This window comes from Mesorhizobium sp. P2_D5 (assembly GCF_056404355.1).
On sequence record NZ_JBFUEE010000003.1, the window covers coordinates 174,283 to 189,148 of the forward strand.

Genomic DNA, 14,866 nt, shown 5'->3' on the forward strand with positions numbered 1-14,866 from the left:
CGATAATTCCCTTGAAGGCGTGGGCGCTTCTCCCTCTCGACAGGAGACTGCCATGAAACATCAGACACTCGATCAACTGCATGCGGTCGCCAAGATTGAAACTTCGGCCGCATATTCGGAAATGACACGCAACCAGCGCATCGAACGCTGGGCGGAACTTCTGGAGCAACATCCCGAGCGATGCCTTGCCGCGTTTACAGGTACCGAATATCTGCACCTGGAGGAACGTGCCAGCGTGCGGGGGGACGGATCAGCACTTGCCGTTGCCTTCGACGATCCGGTGTTGCGCGCATGCGGCCTGAAGGATGACACGTATGGCGAGGCCAGGCGGTTCTTCAAATTGAGCGACTGGCAACTGCACGAAATCGTCTGCGATTGTCATGTCGGCGCAACCATGAAGGCGCATTGGGCTGCGGCGCGGGTTCGCACAACGCTCGGAGGGAAGGGATTCTTTGCATGGCTGAGGCAAAGGATCATGTACTGAGTTGGCCGGTTTGAGGTGAGGATCGTCACCTGTCCAGACCTCGATACGATCCCCACCTGACCGGTTTGGGTCAAGCTGAAGACGGCGTAGGTTGCCGGGGCAACATCTTCGTAGTCATAGCTGTCGCCGCTTGGGACAAACCAGACGGAGAGCGTTCTGGTTGCCGGATCGTATTTGGTGTTTCGGGTCACAGTCGACGGCATTTTGGGCACCCGTTGCACGCGTTGCTCTGCACCACCTACCCTGTGGATAGACCCCAAATACGCCCATCATTCCAAACATCCGCTTGCAAGAAGCCCTAGACTGGGAATCTAGGGGAATCGGGTGGATGTCGAGCAAGCCGAGTAGTCGCGTCGTGTTGTGCACGCTGCTGGCGATTGCCGGCTGCACTTCCGCGCCGGGCAAGGACTTCTTCACCGAGACCATCGACAGCCTGCATGCCAAGAACTCGCCCTTGCGGTCGGGATATACCGGGACTGGCGCCGTCACGTCGGCCGCCGGCCAGGCACAGCGCTTCAACGGCGCGCAATATCAGGGCTCGGGCCAGTTCGTCTCCTCCGGAGCCCCCGTCACCAAGGTGACGACCGATGGCTCGGGCCAGTTCGAGCTCAATCTGGTCAACGCGCCGATTGCCGAGGCGGCCAAGGCCGTGCTCGGCGATGCGCTTCACCTCAACTACATCGTCGACCCGCGCGTGCAAGGCACGGTGACGCTGCAGACATCGCAGCCGGTGTCGAAGGATGCGCTGGTCGACATCCTGCAATCGGCGCTTGCGGTGAATGGTGCCGGCATCACCAACCGCGCCGGCACTTACCAGGTTGTGCCGCTTTCCGAAATCATGTCCAGCACGCCGCCGGTCAGCGTGCCGTCGACGTCACCGTCCGGCCCCGGCGTCAAGGTGCAGGTGCTGCAGCTGCAATTCATCGCCGCCGACGAGATGAAGACCATTCTCGAACCGATCACCCGTCAGGGCTCGGTGCTGCGGGTCGATTCCACCCGCAACCTGATCACCGTCGCTGGCAACGACAGCGACCTCAATGCCATTCGCGAAGCGGTTTCGGTGTTCGACGTCGACTGGATGCGCGGCATGTCGGTCGCGCTGCATCCGCTGAAGACCTCCAAACCGGAAGCGGTTGCCGCCGAACTCGATTCGATTTTCGGCACCAAGGATGGGCCCGGCGCCAAGCTCATCCAGTTCATCCCCAACGACAGGCTGAATTCGGTGCTGGTGATCACCTCGCGCCCGGCCTATCTCGCCCGTGCAGCGACCTGGATCAACAAGCTCGACAGGCTGGCCGAGACCAATGAAAGCCAGCTTTTCGTCTACCAGATCCAGAACCGTCCAGCCAAGGAACTGGCCGCTGTGCTGAGCTCCGTTCTCGGCACCACCGTCAAGACCGAAGGCGACTCGGGCGGCTCGAACGTGTCGCCCGACCAGACCCCGATCGCCATGCAATCGGATGGCGTCACGCCGGTGCCATTGACCGGGCCGTCGCCTTCGCTGCCCCCGCAGGACGGACAGCCGCCCGCCCACGCCACGGTCGTCGCCGATATCGAAAACAATGCGCTGCTGATCCAGACCACGGCGCGCGATTATGAACGCATCGAGCAGATCCTGGCCAAGGTCGACGTTTTGCCGACGCAAGTCATGCTGGAAGCCGTCATCGCCGAAGTCACGCTCAACGACGAGCTGAAATACGGCCTGCGCTGGTTCTTCGAGAATGGCGGCATGAAGATCTCGCTGTCCGACGTGGCGAAGGGAGCCGCCGCGGCGGCACTGCCCGGCTTCAACTGGAGCTACGCAACCGACAACATCCAGGTGACGCTGAACGCGCTCTCCAGCATCACCGACGTCAATGTCATCTCGGCGCCAACCATCATGGCCCTGAACAACCAGAAAGCGATCTTGCAGGTCGGCGACCAGGTACCGATCGCCACAAGACAGGTGGTGGACCAGTCGTTCGGCAGCGCGCCGGTCGTCTCGGTCGAGATGAAGGACACCGGCGTCATCCTGACGGTGACGCCTCGCATCAACAATGCCGGCAGGGTCATGCTCGACATCGAGCAGGAGGTCAGCAATGTGACGAAGACGACGAGCTCCGGCATCGATTCACCGACCATCCAGCAGCGCAAGATCCAGACCCGCGTTCTGGTCAACGACGGCGAGAGCCTGGCGCTGGGCGGCCTCATCCAGTCGCGCAACAATGTCGACCGCACGCAGGTGCCGATCCTCGGCGATATCCCGATTATCGGCAACGCATTCAAGCAAAAGACGGATAGTATCGGACGCACCGAACTGATCATCTTCATCCGGCCGCACGTTGTCCGCGACATCAACGAAGCCCGCGAAGTGACGGACGAATTCCGCGGCAAGATCAGCCTGCAGACGCCGATCCAGAAGCGGCGCGGCGGCACCAAGCTGCAACAGGATCTGAAGAGGCTGGCGTATTGACGATGGCCACGCACCCATCTCTCGTGCTGGCTGCCACGGTCGCCCTGGCGGCGGTTCTGGCCGCGATTTCGATCGCCGATCTCCGCAGGCAGATCATCCCGGACGGGCTCAACCTGGCTCTGGCCGCCCTCGGCCTTGGCTATCAGATGGCGGCGGAGGCGGACTGCCTGCCGCTGCGGCTCCTGTTTGCAGCCATGACTTTTGCCGCTGCGTGGCTGATACGGCGCGGTCATTTCCTGATGACCGGCAGGATCGGTCTCGGCCTCGGCGACGTCAAGATGCTGGCCGCCGCCGCATGCTGGATCAGCCCGCTGCTGTTGCCGGTGCTGTTGTTCATCGCCAGCGCCAGCGCTCTGCTGTTCGTCGGCGGGCACGTGCTTGCGACAGGGCCCGCAGCGGCGCGGGCTCGTGTTGCCTTCGGTCCGTTTATCGCCATCGGCCTCGGCTGCAGCTGGGCGCTGGAGCAATTTGCAGGTTTGAACATGGGACTGCTCTGATGATCACTCAGCGCTTCACTCAACTTTCCGAAAAATCCGGCCGCGCCAGAAAATCTGTCGGTGAGAGCGACCACCGTGAGGGCGGCTTCACCCTGGTCGAGCTCCTGGTCGTGCTCGCCATCATCGCGCTGATCGCGACACTGGCCGCGCCGCAGGTCCTGCGCTATCTCGGCTCAGCCAGGACCAACGCCGCCAAGGCGCAAATTCGCAACATCGAAAGCGCGCTCGAGCTCTACTATGTCGACAACGCGAAATACCCGACCGCGGAGGAGGGGCTCTCGGCCCTGGTCGCCGCGCCTGCCGGCGAAGCGCGCTGGAACGGGCCCTATCTCAAGGGAACAACCGGCCTGAAGGATCCGTGGGGGAGGCCTTATTCCTACGAAGTGAAGGCCGATGCGAGCGGCGTGGTCATCCGCAGCCTGGGCAAGGACGGCAAGCCGGACGGAACCGGCGAAGACCAGGACGTCAGCAACTGACAGGGCCCGGGAATCATTTCGTGCGCGGCAGCACCTGGGCATTTGCCAGGTCGAGGCGTGCAAAACCTCTCGCCGAATAGGCCGCGCCATCCCGCAGAACCGAGATGGTGAAGCGCACGGCGGCCGGCAGGCGCCGTGGTGCGGTCCAACTCGACGACCACGACGAGGCCGCCGCCGCACCGTCGAGATATTCGAATTTCATGGCGCTCACGCCCCCGATCAACCGCACCGGTTCGCCTGGCGTCGATGCGTTGGATCCGCTGCCGCGCCGTGTTTTCTGGACGATGGCCAGCGCGCGTTCGGCCTGGCCAAGCGAAACAGCAATTTCGCGCAGCGCGGAGGATTTGAAACCGATCGCCTGAACGGCGCTGAATTCGATCCGGGCACTGTTGCCATTGAGATAAAGCACCATGTCCGGCGACGACTTGGACAGGGGCAACGGCTCGGCATGGCTGATCGCCGTTTCCAGAAACCGCGATGCCGCGTCGACCTCCATCTGGAATTCGGTTGCCTTTTCGATGCGCATCATCGTTCGGGCCTGGCTGAGGAAGACCATCATCAGCGACGTAATCACGCCAATCAGGGCCAGCCCGACCAACACGTCGATGAGCGCAAACCCCTCGACCGATGCCGATGGTCCCGGCGGCGATTTGCGGCCAGGCCGACGGGCGCCTGGAAGACGTTCCCGCAGCCTGCCGGCTCGGATCTTGGAACGAGGGCGGAAGAACTGGCCGCTCATGGGATAGCCGGGTCCCGCACAGGCACGAAGGTCAGAAACGGCCCGCCTGGAAACGCACCGCCGCTGCTCTCGATGACGACAGCGGTTACCCTTGCCTTCGACACGTCTATCGTGCGGGTCTTCAGGGTCCAGCCGGATTGAGCCGTGTGGATTTGGGCTTCGTAGTCGGCCAGCATCACACGAACGGTCCTGGCCGCTTCGGCCTGGCGCTTGGCCACGGCGATGCTGCGGCTCGCCAGCACGATCGACTGGCTGGCGATACCAAGCACAAGCGCCAGGATGGTCATGGCGACGATCATCTCGAGGATAGAGAATCCGTCTTCGGGGGAGGCCTGCGATGATGACCCGGTCATGGCAGCGTGCGCCACGTCGGAAGCCCGGTCAGCCAGTTGACCGCGATACGCGCGGTCCGGCCTTTTTGCTGCAGCGAGATATCCATGCCGGAAGCGCTGCCGTCGGGAAGGAAGGTGAGGACCGTCTGCCGGTCGGCGACGACGGTCGCCTGGCCGGTGACCACGGTCATTTTGACATCGTCCGGCAGGGCGACGATGTCTCGTTCGCCAAAACGGATGATGCGGGTGCCGAGATCGACAACGACCTGCTTCGGCCTGGCGGTGGCGATTGCCGATGTGCGCGACAGGCGCAGCCGCATGGTGATTTCGCCGGCCATCGTCTCCACGTTCTTGGTGCGATAGTTGCTGACGAGCCCCGGCGCGGCGATCGCCGCGACGAGGGCCATGATCGCCAGCACGACCAGCATTTCGACCAGGGTAAATCCAGCCGTTGCGTCCGTCGATGCGCTGGCTTCCGGCGCGGCCGTCATTGCAGCGCCAGATCGTTGATGCTGAGGATCGTGGTCATCACCGAAATGACCAGGCTGCCGACGAGAAAACCGAGCGAAATCGTCAAGGCCGGCGTCAACAGCTTCAGCACCGTGTCGATCCGCCGCGTCAGCGTCAGCTGAAGCATTTTCGCGGCGCGATCCAGCACCACCGGAAGCGCATTCGCCTCTTCGCCGAGCGAGACCAGCGACATCGTCGCGTTGTCGAAAATCCCCGCCTTGACGATCGCGCCATGCAGGCGGGCGCCATTGGCGACGGTTTCTTCGATCGAAGCAAAGCTTGCCGCCAGTGAACTCTGCCTGGAAACGTTGGCGGCCAGCCCAAGCGCCTCGGTCATCGCCACCCCATTGCCGAGCAGCAGTGCAAGCGTTTCCAGGTAGCGCGCGACCACGGCGTCCCTGACCAGCGCACCGATCAACGGGACCTTCAACAGCCAATGTGAAAACTGTTTTCTGGCGCCTGTGGACCGGGACAGGAAAAGATAGGAAAGCAGGCCCAGCACCGCCGCCAGCGGGAAGACGAAGGGATAGTCCCTGAACACCGTGCCGAGCGCCGAAAGCACGGTCATGGTGAACGGCTTGGGGGCGGATGAGCCTTCGAAGATCGGTTCCAGCGCCGGCACCAGCACCGTCGCCAGAATGACCAGCGCCCCGCTCATGACCAGTAGCAGGAAAGCCGGATACGCAAGCGCCTCGACGATTGCCGCGCGGCGCTTGGCCGTTGCCTCGAACGTATCGGCCAGCCGCTGGCATATATAGGCCATCTTGCCGCTGCGCTCGCCGCTGGCGAGCAAGGCGGCAACGTCGGAGGTGATGCCCGGCAGGCTGGCAAATGCTTCGGCGATCGGCCGGCCGCCTGTCGTGAGATCGAGCACCGATTGCAGCTGTTGCCGCCGCTGGCGGTTGGCCTCGCCCGAGATAACCGCGTTCAAGGCACGGTCGACCGTGAAGCCGGCGTTCAGAAGCACTGAAAGCTCGGAAAACAGCCGGCTGAGATCGACTCTGCGGGTGAACGTCAGCACGCTGCGCCCCGGCAGGCGAAGCTGCTGCCTTTCGCCGTTCACCGGGGCAAGATGGTAAGAGCGGCGGCCCTGCTGCGCCAGTTTGCGGGCGGCATCCTGTTTGGTCGAAGCATCGAGAACGCCGGTCTCGGTGCTGCCGTCGACGAGATAGGCGCGATAGGCAAAGGCCGGCATCAGTCGCCTCCTGCGAGATCGATGACGCGCCGGACTTCGTCCATCGTGGTGACCTGCGACCGGGCAAGCGCGGTTGCGTGGACCGACATCGGCACGAGATCGTCCTCGGCTGCAATTTTCCCGATCTCCATTTCGCCGGCACCCTGGTCGATAAGTTCGGCGATGCGCGGCGACACCTGCAGCATTTCGTAGGTCACCGTGCGCCCGCTGTAGCCGGAGCCGTTGCAGGTGCGGCAGGCCGGACCGGTTTGGTCGGCGCCATGGCAGGTCGGGCAGACACGTCGCAACAGCCTCTGTGCGATGACGCCTCTGATCGTCGCGCCGAGCAGATAGCCGTCGATGCCCATGTCGCGAAGGCGGGTGAGTGCGCCCGCGGCACTGTTGGTGTGGAGCGTCGAAAACACCAGATGGCCGGTCAGGGCCGCCTGGACCGCGACTTGCGCCGTCTCGCGATCGCGAATTTCACCGAGCAGGATGATATCGGGATCCTGTCGCAGGATCGAACGCAGGGCAGCGGCAAAGTCGAGGTCGATCGCCGGATTGACCTGCAACTGGGTGATGCCGGCCATCCGGTATTCGACCGGGTCCTCGACGGTGAAAATCTTGACGTCCGGCCGCGAACGTTCCGCGAGGATGGAATAGAGCGTCGTCGTCTTGCCGCTTCCGGTCGGCCCGGTGATCAGCACGATGCCGTTGGCGGCTTGCGACATGGTGCGGATTTTCGCTTGCGCGGCGCCGTCGAACCCCAGCTTCTCCAACTTCAATTCGACGCCCGCGCGGTCGAGGATTCGAAGCACGATGGCTTCGCCGTGAATGGACGGAATGACCGAGACGCGCAGGTCGACGTCGCGGCCGCGCACGGCGATGCGCATGCGTCCGTCCTGCGGTAGGCGCCGTTCGGCAATGTTGAGCCGCGACAGGATCTTGATGCGGGTGGAGATGCCGGACAGCATCGCAATGGACGCAGTGTCGACGGTGGACAGCATGCCGTCATGCCTGAAGCGGATGCGGACGTGATCCTCGAGCGGCTCGATATGGATGTCGGTGGCTCTCGCATCGACCGCCTTGTGGATGGTCTCGGCGACGAAGCGAACGATCGGCGCCTCGCGGGCAAAATCCTTCAACCGTTCGAGGTCGTCGGGGCCGAAATCCAGGGTTTCGCCACCGTTGCCGCCATTTGCAACGGCCGCCATGGCCGATTGCTCGATGCGGTCGATGCTTTCTGCAATCATGCGCCTGGGCAATATGCGCAGTGCCAGCGTCCGCTCATAGTGAAAGGCGAGCGCGTCGATGGTTGCCGACGAGAACGGATCGGCCACGGCGACGACCAGCCGTTCGGCGTCCATCTGCAATGGCAGGATCGCATTTTCACGCAGATAGGCCAGCGGCACGCCTGCCAGCATTTCGGGGCTGACCTGTTCGGGAATCTCGACCGGCGTCGGTGCGTTCAGGTAGCGGCTGAGGCTGTTGGCAAGGTCCTGCTCGCCGATCAGGCCGAGTTCGGTCATCACCGTATCGAACGGGTGTCCAGATGTTCGCGATGCCCCCAATGCGCGCTGGGCGGCGTGCGCGGTCAGCACCTTCTCACCCTCGAGAAAGGCAAGGAACGCCTCGATCCCCTGGGTCTGGCCCCGGGTCTGGCCAACGGGCTGCGAAGACGCGTTCATGAGCTCCACCCGCGCAGGATCTGCGCCGCCTCGGCGCCGAAAAGCACCTCGCAGCCGGCTGTGCCGACGACTGGCGGCAGTGCGGAGGCTGCAGGGACCGGGCTTCGGGCAACGCGCTGAAATGCCGTCGGGCTGAGCGGGGACCTCTCGATGATGAACCCGGCTTCGGCCGTGATCGCGGATCCGTCCCGCCTCACGACCACGTCGACCGTGTAGGCCGATGCGTCGGCCGGCGCTTCGGTGACCGATGCGCTGCTGGCGCCGGCAAGAGCGGCGCGAAGACGGTTGGGCGCGCGATCGGCGCCGATCGTGCCGCGCTTCGAGTTGACCGTGAAAACAGCGTGGAGGGTCTGCAAGGGCATCGACGCAAGGGCCGAAAACTCCTGCAGTTCGGACACCGATTCGAACGGCGCCTGCTTGTCTTGGGGCGGCCCGACAGGGCTTCTGGGCTGGCCAGCGAACAGCGTGGCATTGTCACGAAACCGGATCGCGGCCTTGGCCAAGGCTTGCGCCATCTCCCGCTCGAAGCCGAGGGATGCGAAACCAAGTGCCAGCAATTGGTCGTCCGCGGTATTGAGATCGATCAGCCCGTCATGATCCTGGACGCGGACATCGAAGCTGAAGTCTCCCTCCCGGCACGCTGCGGGTGTGGAATCCAGCGGCAATGTTGTCGCCGCCGAGCCGCCGACCAACTCGCTTGCAACGACATTGCCCAGGCCTTCGGCAAGCAGCGACAGGCGCTCCTGCTCGACTTCGTTGTTGGCGATCATCAGCCGCGTTTTTGCCGTCACGGCGAAGGGGACGACGATGGCCGAGACGATCAGCATGAACACCAGCACGGCGACTAGCGAAAAGCCGCTGCCCGCGCTTTCGCCGCCTGGGTTCGGGCTTTCGTGGCGGTCGCTCATAGTTGCGGTTCGTTCGGCGCTGGCAGCGGGACATCCGGGGCCGCTGGCGGGGCATTTGGGGGTGGCGGCGGGGCGTTCTTCCATGGCGGATAGAGCGGGACCCGCGCCACCTTGCCATTGCGCTCCAGCACGGCCTGATCCTTGTCGATCGCCGACACCGTCCAGCCGTCGACGCTCTCGCCGCTGCCGTACCAGATCGCGGTTTCGCTGCCGGCGACGCGCATCAGGGCCTTCGCCGCCCCGCCGTGAATGCTGATGCCCAGAAGCGCAGGCGCGGCGGCGGGCGCGGCCTCGGGCGGTGGCGGCGTTTGTTCGACGGCGGCCGCGACGACCGCAACCGGCGGCGGCCCGACCGGCGGGGCGACGAATTTCCGGCGCATCGGCGTGAACAGCGGCCGCTCGAACGTCTCGCTGAAATTGCCGGCCTCGGGAAACTGCAGCGCTCCCGCCGCCGAGGCCAGGCCGCCGTCATGCCCCTTGCCGGAGGCGACCGGCGAAATGTCGACCGGCGTGTCGTAGAGGACGACATTGACCAGGACGAGGCCCGCGATCATGGCCGCAATCGCCAGGCCGGCAAATTTCCGGGTCATGGCTTGACCCCTCCAGGCGCCGGCACCACCGGCGTTTCCAGCGGGCCGTAAAACAGGATTTCGGCAAAGATCTCCGGGTCGCCGGTGCGCCCGGCGACCGGCCCGACATCGGTCGTGCGCAGGGTGGCCTCGCGAATGAACAGCACCGGAAGCGACGTTTCGATGGCGAGAACGGCGTTGTGGATGCCCTCCAGCGGTCCCGAAAGGTTGGCCCGCAGCCCGATGAAATCGACGCCCGCTTCGCTCAGCACCGGCGCATTGCCGGCCGACAGCACGTTGACCCCGTTGGCCGTGGCAATCGCGTTCAGCCGGGTCTGCAGCCCGCCGCGAATGATCGCCTCGCTTTCGCCGGTGAGAAACTCGGGATTTGCCGCGGCCACGGGGCTGGCGGCGCTGTCGAGGCGCTTGGCCAGCGCCGCCACGCTCTGCAACTGGCCGAGAAGCTCGCGCTTTTCCTCGATCCCGGCTTGCGCCGCGGCGACGCTGTCGAGCCCCGCGAACACCGCCCAGGCCAGGACACAGGCCGTCACCGCCGCAAGGGCGAGCGCAATCAGGCGGCGGACCAGCGGGCTGGTGTTGAGGATCGCGGAGAGCATGGTCAGAGCGCTCCGATCTTTGCCGAAATGGTGAAGTGTTCGCCGTCCTGGCCAGGAACCCTGACCACCGGCGAGGCGAATTCGGGCGCCGAAAACAGCGGCGAATCGTCGATCGGCTTGATCAGTTCGGCGGCGGAAGCGGAAAAGCCAGTGATGGTCAGGTCGTCGCCCTTGGCCGAAAGATCGGTCAGCCAGGCCGAGTCGGGAAGCAGGTGTGTCAGTTCGGCCCAGACGCGCACCAGCGACGCGGTCGTCTTCTTTTCCGTGCGGATCTTTTCAATTTGCTCGATGCCGGTCTGGCGCTTCTGCAGCGCAGTGCGGGCCGCCTTGGCCAGCACTTGTGCATCGGCGATCTCTGTGTCCAGTTCCGCGCCGGCCTGCCAGGTGCGCCAATGCGCATGAGCGAATGTGACCAGCACAGCCGCGGCCAGCATCGAGCAGGCCGTCACCCAGGCGGTCCTGGCGCGTCGGTCGCGCGCGGTCGGCGGCCAGATGGCGGCGAGGCTGAGCGGATCGGCCCGCAGCGTGCCCTCCGGCTGCGACAGGGACAGGCAGCGGACCGACCCGCCGGCCCGGCGGACCGTGTCAAGGACCGCCGCAAGCGTCTTCGCCTTGACGACATGGTAGACGCAGTCCTGCCCGACCTGACTGGCGAAGACGACATGCACTTGCGCCGGATCGATCGGCGTCGAGGCCAGAAGGTCGAGCTCGGCCATGTCGCGCGCCTGCCGAAGCGGCAGCCGCCGCGCCGCCAGTTGCCGGGTCAGGAACAGCCCGGGCTGGATGCGGATATCGAAGCTCGACCGCTTGCGCCGGGGCCCGCCCTGGAGAAGTGCGAGAACCTCGTCCGAGGACGCGGTGAGCGCCAACGGGATCGACTGGAACTCCGGCGCATTGGCCTCGCGAGCCCGGATGCCGTCATCCGCCAGGTTGATGATCCAGTCGCTTGTGGAAGATTGCTTTTGTCCGCGTGCGACCCGCGACCAGACCCCTCGCAGCTCATCGAGCCACCAGTCGAAAAAATCCAGAACCTGCGCGTTGAGTGTCGCCACAATCAACCACCCGCCACCCCGGCTGATTCTCAGCCAGGATTTTCAGGCTGAGACTACTACAATTGCTGGCGTGATGCGGATATTCGCGAAGGCGCGGAAGGGCGGTTGGCCACAGGTTTTGTTGGATAGCGATGCCCAAGGGCAACGCTATGGCAGGCAGGGACGACAATCGGGCCGGCGATTGGTCTGCACACAACGGCAGCAAGGCGAACATAGAGAAACGTGCACTGTCACCGTAATTCTACTGTCACTCAATTGGGAATCAGCGTGAGTGCTTCAAAAGGTCATGAATCCGCTGAAAATTTTCAACACAAGGGCCATTCTGCTGTAAAAATCAACTTCGTCTTCGTCTACCTCCACTATTTCGATACAATGCAAATAGGGTGAGCCAAGTCCAACAAAATAACCGGTTGCCTGTGCCGCCATGACGTCCGCCTCTAATTTCAGGAGGGCTTCACTGTTGTCGGGTTCCAAAAAAGAGCCGTGCTCTGCATCTGATTGCTTCGAAATCCATTCGGTCTCCAGCCAATTTCCACCAATGGGCACCAGCCCGAAGGCGCGAAAAAGGCAAGATCGGGAGTGACCGAGAGACCAAATTCTGACGGCTCCGCCAGACGAAAACAATGCCACTCCCGTTTCTAGCCCGTCGTAAAAGTCAATCGGTATAATCATCCTAAAATTGGGATTGCGATTTGATCCGCGATGTCGTGCGAACTCGCGCAAGAAATCACTTGAAGAGGTCATGCCACACCTGTGCCAATTCCTTGGTGACAGCGCTAGTAAACATCGCTGTATAGTGGTTTGGGTCTTCTGCCGTCTTTTTAAGCCAATCCCAGCGAATTAATCGCTGTCACCGTAATTCAAGGCAGGAGAGACCACGGCTCTATTCATCTGGCAGTTTTTTGGTTCCAATCGGCCACCTTTAAGAACCCATACGTTGTCCGGGGTGGAAGAGGTATCAACCCATTTTTGCCAGTGGCGAGCCAGCCATGTTGGTGAAATGGCCACCATACCTTCCAGTTTCGCTTCTATGGGAAAGACAACAAGGATATTCCCTGCGTCGTAGCCACAATCGCGAATGAAGCCCAAACCGGATTCTTCAAACGCCGTGAAAAGCATACAATCTAATATTTCTTCTCGCGGAATCATTCTTCGGAACCGAAACAGTGATCCACGAAAGAGTGGGTCTTTGTCTTGTATATTAGTTAATTTTACCCAAGTCATTTTTATATATCCAAGTCGGAATACGGCGACAGTACACTATTTTCTTGTTCAGTGCCGGGGTGAGCGTAGCGTACCGTCGCTGTAGATCATGCGGCCGGCGCGGAAGGTGGCGCGGACGCGTGCGACCGGCTGGCGGTCGGCGACGACGAGATCGGCCAGAAGTCCCGTCTCGATGGCGCCACGGTCGTCAAGCCCCAATGCCTTGGCCGGGTTGGTGCTGGTCAGCGCGGCCGCCGCCACAAGGCCATCGTCATCCAGCGCCGCCAGGCTGAGAACAGCCGGCAGGATCGAGGCCGGGTGGTAGTCGCTGGCCAGTATGTCGAGCAGTCCGGCCTCGTAGGCCTGCCGGGCGGAAAGATTGCCGGAATAGGAATTGCCGCGCAGTGCATTGGGCGCGCCCATGACGGTGTGCATTCCGAGCCTGCGGGCTTCTTGCGCCGCCTCCAGGGTCACCGGGAATTCGCTGAGCGCAGCACCCAGGCTATGGACAAATTCCACTTTCTCCAGCGTGTCGTCGTCATGCGAGGCGAGCACGATGCCGCGGGCGCGGGCAAATGCCGACAGGTCCTGCAGCGTGCTGAGGACGTCGCCATGTCCGTTTCGGCCGGCGATGCGCTGGCCGACGATCTCGGATGCCTCGGCAACGGACATGCCGCGCTCCTTGGCGATGCGGGCGATGTAGAGTTCGACGTCGCGGTACTGCCCTTGTCCGGGTGTATGATCCATCAGCGAGATCAGGTGCAGCTTGCCGGCGTCCATCAGCCTTTGCAGCACGCCGATGGCTGCGGCGAAAGTCACCTCGAACCGCGCATGGATGCGATGATCGACCAAAAGGTCGTCCTTCAGTCCAGCGATGGTCTCGATGATATCAGACGTATGCTCTTCCGAACGCAGCACGCCGCTGGTGACGCTGGCGCCGATGAAGGAGAGCGCGGCATAGGCCGTGGTCACTCCGCAGGAGGCCAGCTTCTTGTCGAGCTCGGCAATGCCGATCGTCTTCGGCACGTGGACGCCGAGGCGCGGCTCCACTTCCCTCTCCACCATGTCGCCATGCATGTCGATGAAACCGGGCAGCAGCAGGCGGCCTCCACCCACGATATCGGCGTTCTCGACAGGCGCGTCGCGGACCTCTTCGATGCGGCCGTTTTCGATCCGGATGGCGCCATTGGCAATGACGCGGTCGCGCAGGACGATTTCGAATTCACTCAGCCACATCGCGTCTCTCTTTGGCTCTATCTCTGGGTTTGAGCATGATCTTCCCGGAAACGGATTCGCTTTGCGGATCAAGCTCCAGGTCGGCGCGTTGCTGGGCACAGGGTGCTGCGGATCCTGGAAGACCTGGTCGGCCCCTGTTCCACCACAAGCCCGCTGCGCAGGCATAACCCGGTCGGCTGTCGTTCTGATGACACCGAAATCATGCAAGGCCACAACCATGGTGGTGTGGCGGTGCAGCCGTTTCAGCGTGCCATGCGCAGCGAATGTTGCGCTCGCCGGGTTATCCCGCATTGCACAATTCCTTTGCTTGGGCACAATGCAGGCATGGTCCGAACCGCACTCGCCGTCCTGGTGATCGACGAAAACCGCATCCGCGCCGCGATCATCGAGGCGGGGCTGCGCGAGGCCGGCCATGACCGGGTCACCGTCATCCATGACGTGACCGGCATTGCGCGGCGGATCGCCGAGATCGAACCCGACGTCATCGTCATCGATCTCGAAAACCCGAACCGCGACATGCTGGAAAACATGTTCCAGTTGTCGCGCGCGGTGAAGCGGCCGATCGCCATGTTCGTCGACCGCTCCGACCAGGCCTCGATCGAGGCGGCGGTCGATGCCGGCGTTTCCGCCTATGTCGTCGACGGCCTGCGGCAGGAGCGCGTAAAGCCGATCCTCGACATGGCGGTCAGCCGTTTCAATGCCTTTTCGCGTATGGCGCGCGAACTGGAAGAGGCGCGCAGCGAGCTCGAGAGCCGCAAGGTGATTGATCGCGCCAAGGGCATCCTGATGAAGTCGCGCGGCCTGAGCGAAGAGGCCGCCTACACGCTGCTGCGCAAGACGGCGATGAACCAGAACCGCAAGATCGGCGACATCGCCCAGAGCCTGGTGACTGCCGCCGGCTTGCTGGGACCGGCGGAGGACGAATGAGC

General features: G+C 63.2%; 18 protein-coding genes. 5 read left to right on the forward strand and 13 right to left on the reverse strand.

The window, feature by feature from the left end; all coding sequences use genetic code 11:
* The first annotated feature begins 52 nt into the window (after positions 1-52).
* Entirely contained in the window at positions 53-484 is a 432-nt protein-coding gene (locus AC1DYW_RS13985) for a hypothetical protein (protein ID WP_477227075.1), read from the forward strand.
* Here the strand turns inward: AC1DYW_RS13985 and AC1DYW_RS13990 are convergent.
* Entirely contained in the window at positions 379-687 is a 309-nt protein-coding gene (locus AC1DYW_RS13990; RefSeq protein ID WP_245331348.1) for a KTSC domain-containing protein, read from the reverse strand. The genes AC1DYW_RS13985 and AC1DYW_RS13990 overlap by 106 nt on opposite strands.
* A gap of 125 nt (positions 688-812) precedes the next feature.
* Here AC1DYW_RS13990 and gspD point away from each other — a divergent pair, with 125 nt between their 5' ends.
* From gspD to gspG, 3 genes are read left to right on the forward strand one after another with little or no spacing between them, the layout of a single operon-like run.
* On the forward strand, positions 813-2,936 hold the full coding sequence (gene gspD / locus AC1DYW_RS13995; RefSeq protein ID WP_477226591.1) for a type II secretion system secretin GspD: 2,124 nt from the start codon (positions 813-815) through the stop codon (positions 2,934-2,936).
* 2 nt (positions 2,937-2,938) lie between these two features.
* Entirely contained in the window at positions 2,939-3,433 is a 495-nt protein-coding gene (locus AC1DYW_RS14000) for a prepilin peptidase (protein WP_477226592.1), read from the forward strand.
* A complete protein-coding gene (gene gspG / locus AC1DYW_RS14005) occupies positions 3,433-3,909 on the forward strand; it encodes a type II secretion system major pseudopilin GspG (RefSeq protein ID WP_477226593.1) in 477 nt (158 codons plus the stop codon). Before AC1DYW_RS14000 ends, gspG begins: the two co-directional genes overlap by 1 nt.
* Positions 3,910-3,922: 13 nt before the next feature.
* Here the strand turns inward: gspG and AC1DYW_RS14010 are convergent, their stop codons facing one another.
* From AC1DYW_RS14010 to AC1DYW_RS14065, 12 genes are all read right to left on the reverse strand, one after another.
* The gene (locus AC1DYW_RS14010; RefSeq protein WP_477226594.1) at positions 3,923-4,648 is read right to left on the reverse strand and encodes a PulJ/GspJ family protein; all 726 of its coding nucleotides are present in this window, start codon (positions 4,646-4,648) and stop codon (positions 3,923-3,925) included.
* Positions 4,645-5,001 (reverse strand): PulJ/GspJ family protein, encoded by a 357-nt coding sequence (locus AC1DYW_RS14015; RefSeq protein WP_477226595.1) that lies wholly within the window; start codon positions 4,999-5,001, stop codon positions 4,645-4,647. Before AC1DYW_RS14015 ends, AC1DYW_RS14010 begins: the two co-directional genes overlap by 4 nt.
* Positions 4,998-5,471: a GspH/FimT family pseudopilin gene (locus AC1DYW_RS14020; RefSeq protein WP_477226596.1), complete on the reverse strand. Its 474-nt coding sequence runs from the start codon at positions 5,469-5,471 to the stop codon at positions 4,998-5,000. Before AC1DYW_RS14020 ends, AC1DYW_RS14015 begins: the two co-directional genes overlap by 4 nt.
* Entirely contained in the window at positions 5,468-6,685 is a 1,218-nt protein-coding gene (locus AC1DYW_RS14025; RefSeq protein WP_477226597.1) for a type II secretion system F family protein, read from the reverse strand. Before AC1DYW_RS14025 ends, AC1DYW_RS14020 begins: the two co-directional genes overlap by 4 nt.
* Positions 6,685-8,352 carry a GspE/PulE family protein gene (locus AC1DYW_RS14030; RefSeq protein WP_477226598.1) on the reverse strand — a complete coding sequence of 556 codons (1,668 nt, stop codon included), beginning with the start codon at positions 8,350-8,352 and terminating at the stop codon, positions 6,685-6,687. The genes AC1DYW_RS14025 and AC1DYW_RS14030 overlap by 1 nt, the downstream gene beginning before the upstream one ends.
* Positions 8,349-9,260 carry a hypothetical protein gene (locus tag AC1DYW_RS14035; RefSeq protein WP_477226599.1) on the reverse strand — a complete coding sequence of 304 codons (912 nt, stop codon included), beginning with the start codon at positions 9,258-9,260 and terminating at the stop codon, positions 8,349-8,351. Before AC1DYW_RS14035 ends, AC1DYW_RS14030 begins: the two co-directional genes overlap by 4 nt.
* A complete protein-coding gene (locus AC1DYW_RS14040) occupies positions 9,257-9,850 on the reverse strand; it encodes a hypothetical protein (protein ID WP_477226600.1) in 594 nt (197 codons plus the stop codon). The genes AC1DYW_RS14035 and AC1DYW_RS14040 overlap by 4 nt, the downstream gene beginning before the upstream one ends.
* Positions 9,847-10,446, reverse strand: a complete 600-nt coding sequence (gene gspM, locus AC1DYW_RS14045) for a type II secretion system protein GspM (protein WP_477226601.1) — start codon at positions 10,444-10,446, stop codon at positions 9,847-9,849. Before gspM ends, AC1DYW_RS14040 begins: the two co-directional genes overlap by 4 nt.
* Before the next feature lie 2 nt (positions 10,447-10,448).
* A complete protein-coding gene (locus AC1DYW_RS14050) occupies positions 10,449-11,498 on the reverse strand; it encodes a PilN domain-containing protein (protein ID WP_477226602.1) in 1,050 nt (349 codons plus the stop codon).
* A 276-nt stretch (positions 11,499-11,774) separates the two neighbouring features.
* Entirely contained in the window at positions 11,775-12,242 is a 468-nt protein-coding gene (locus AC1DYW_RS14055) for a hypothetical protein (protein WP_477226603.1), read from the reverse strand.
* A gap of 96 nt (positions 12,243-12,338) precedes the next feature.
* On the reverse strand, positions 12,339-12,722 hold the full coding sequence (gene imm45 / locus AC1DYW_RS14060; protein WP_477226604.1) for an Imm45 family immunity protein: 384 nt from the start codon (positions 12,720-12,722) through the stop codon (positions 12,339-12,341).
* 48 nt (positions 12,723-12,770) lie between these two features.
* The gene (locus AC1DYW_RS14065; protein WP_477226605.1) at positions 12,771-13,937 is read right to left on the reverse strand and encodes an alpha-D-ribose 1-methylphosphonate 5-triphosphate diphosphatase; all 1,167 of its coding nucleotides are present in this window, start codon (positions 13,935-13,937) and stop codon (positions 12,771-12,773) included.
* A 324-nt stretch (positions 13,938-14,261) separates the two neighbouring features.
* On the opposite strand from AC1DYW_RS14065, the gene AC1DYW_RS14070 reads away from it, so the two are divergent.
* Positions 14,262-14,864 carry an ANTAR domain-containing response regulator gene (locus tag AC1DYW_RS14070; protein WP_477226606.1) on the forward strand — a complete coding sequence of 201 codons (603 nt, stop codon included), beginning with the start codon at positions 14,262-14,264 and terminating at the stop codon, positions 14,862-14,864.
* Positions 14,865-14,866 lie beyond the last annotated feature (2 nt).

Coding starts and splice junctions, on each gene's coding strand:
- AC1DYW_RS14035 (WP_477226599.1), bottom strand. CDS start 9,260: ATGAGCGACCGCCACGAAAGCCCGAACCCAGGCGGCGAAAGCGCGGGC.
- AC1DYW_RS14030 (WP_477226598.1), bottom strand. CDS start 8,352: ATGAACGCGTCTTCGCAGCCCGTTGGCCAGACCCGGGGCCAGACCCAG.
- gspM (WP_477226601.1), bottom strand. CDS start 10,446: ATGCTCTCCGCGATCCTCAACACCAGCCCGCTGGTCCGCCGCCTGATT.
- gspD (WP_477226591.1), top strand. CDS start 813: ATGTCGAGCAAGCCGAGTAGTCGCGTCGTGTTGTGCACGCTGCTGGCG.
- AC1DYW_RS14010 (WP_477226594.1), bottom strand. CDS start 4,648: ATGAGCGGCCAGTTCTTCCGCCCTCGTTCCAAGATCCGAGCCGGCAGG.
- gspG (WP_477226593.1), top strand. CDS start 3,433: ATGATCACTCAGCGCTTCACTCAACTTTCCGAAAAATCCGGCCGCGCC.
- AC1DYW_RS14070 (WP_477226606.1), top strand. CDS start 14,262: ATGGTCCGAACCGCACTCGCCGTCCTGGTGATCGACGAAAACCGCATC.
- imm45 (WP_477226604.1), bottom strand. CDS start 12,722: ATGACTTGGGTAAAATTAACTAATATACAAGACAAAGACCCACTCTTT.
- AC1DYW_RS13985 (WP_477227075.1), top strand. CDS start 53: ATGAAACATCAGACACTCGATCAACTGCATGCGGTCGCCAAGATTGAA.
- AC1DYW_RS13990 (WP_245331348.1), bottom strand. CDS start 687: ATGCCGTCGACTGTGACCCGAAACACCAAATACGATCCGGCAACCAGA.
- AC1DYW_RS14055 (WP_477226603.1), bottom strand. CDS start 12,242: ATGACCTCTTCAAGTGATTTCTTGCGCGAGTTCGCACGACATCGCGGA.
- AC1DYW_RS14020 (WP_477226596.1), bottom strand. CDS start 5,471: ATGACGGCCGCGCCGGAAGCCAGCGCATCGACGGACGCAACGGCTGGA.
- AC1DYW_RS14025 (WP_477226597.1), bottom strand. CDS start 6,685: ATGCCGGCCTTTGCCTATCGCGCCTATCTCGTCGACGGCAGCACCGAG.
- AC1DYW_RS14040 (WP_477226600.1), bottom strand. CDS start 9,850: ATGACCCGGAAATTTGCCGGCCTGGCGATTGCGGCCATGATCGCGGGC.
- AC1DYW_RS14015 (WP_477226595.1), bottom strand. CDS start 5,001: ATGACCGGGTCATCATCGCAGGCCTCCCCCGAAGACGGATTCTCTATC.
- AC1DYW_RS14065 (WP_477226605.1), bottom strand. CDS start 13,937: ATGTGGCTGAGTGAATTCGAAATCGTCCTGCGCGACCGCGTCATTGCC.
- AC1DYW_RS14000 (WP_477226592.1), top strand. CDS start 2,939: ATGGCCACGCACCCATCTCTCGTGCTGGCTGCCACGGTCGCCCTGGCG.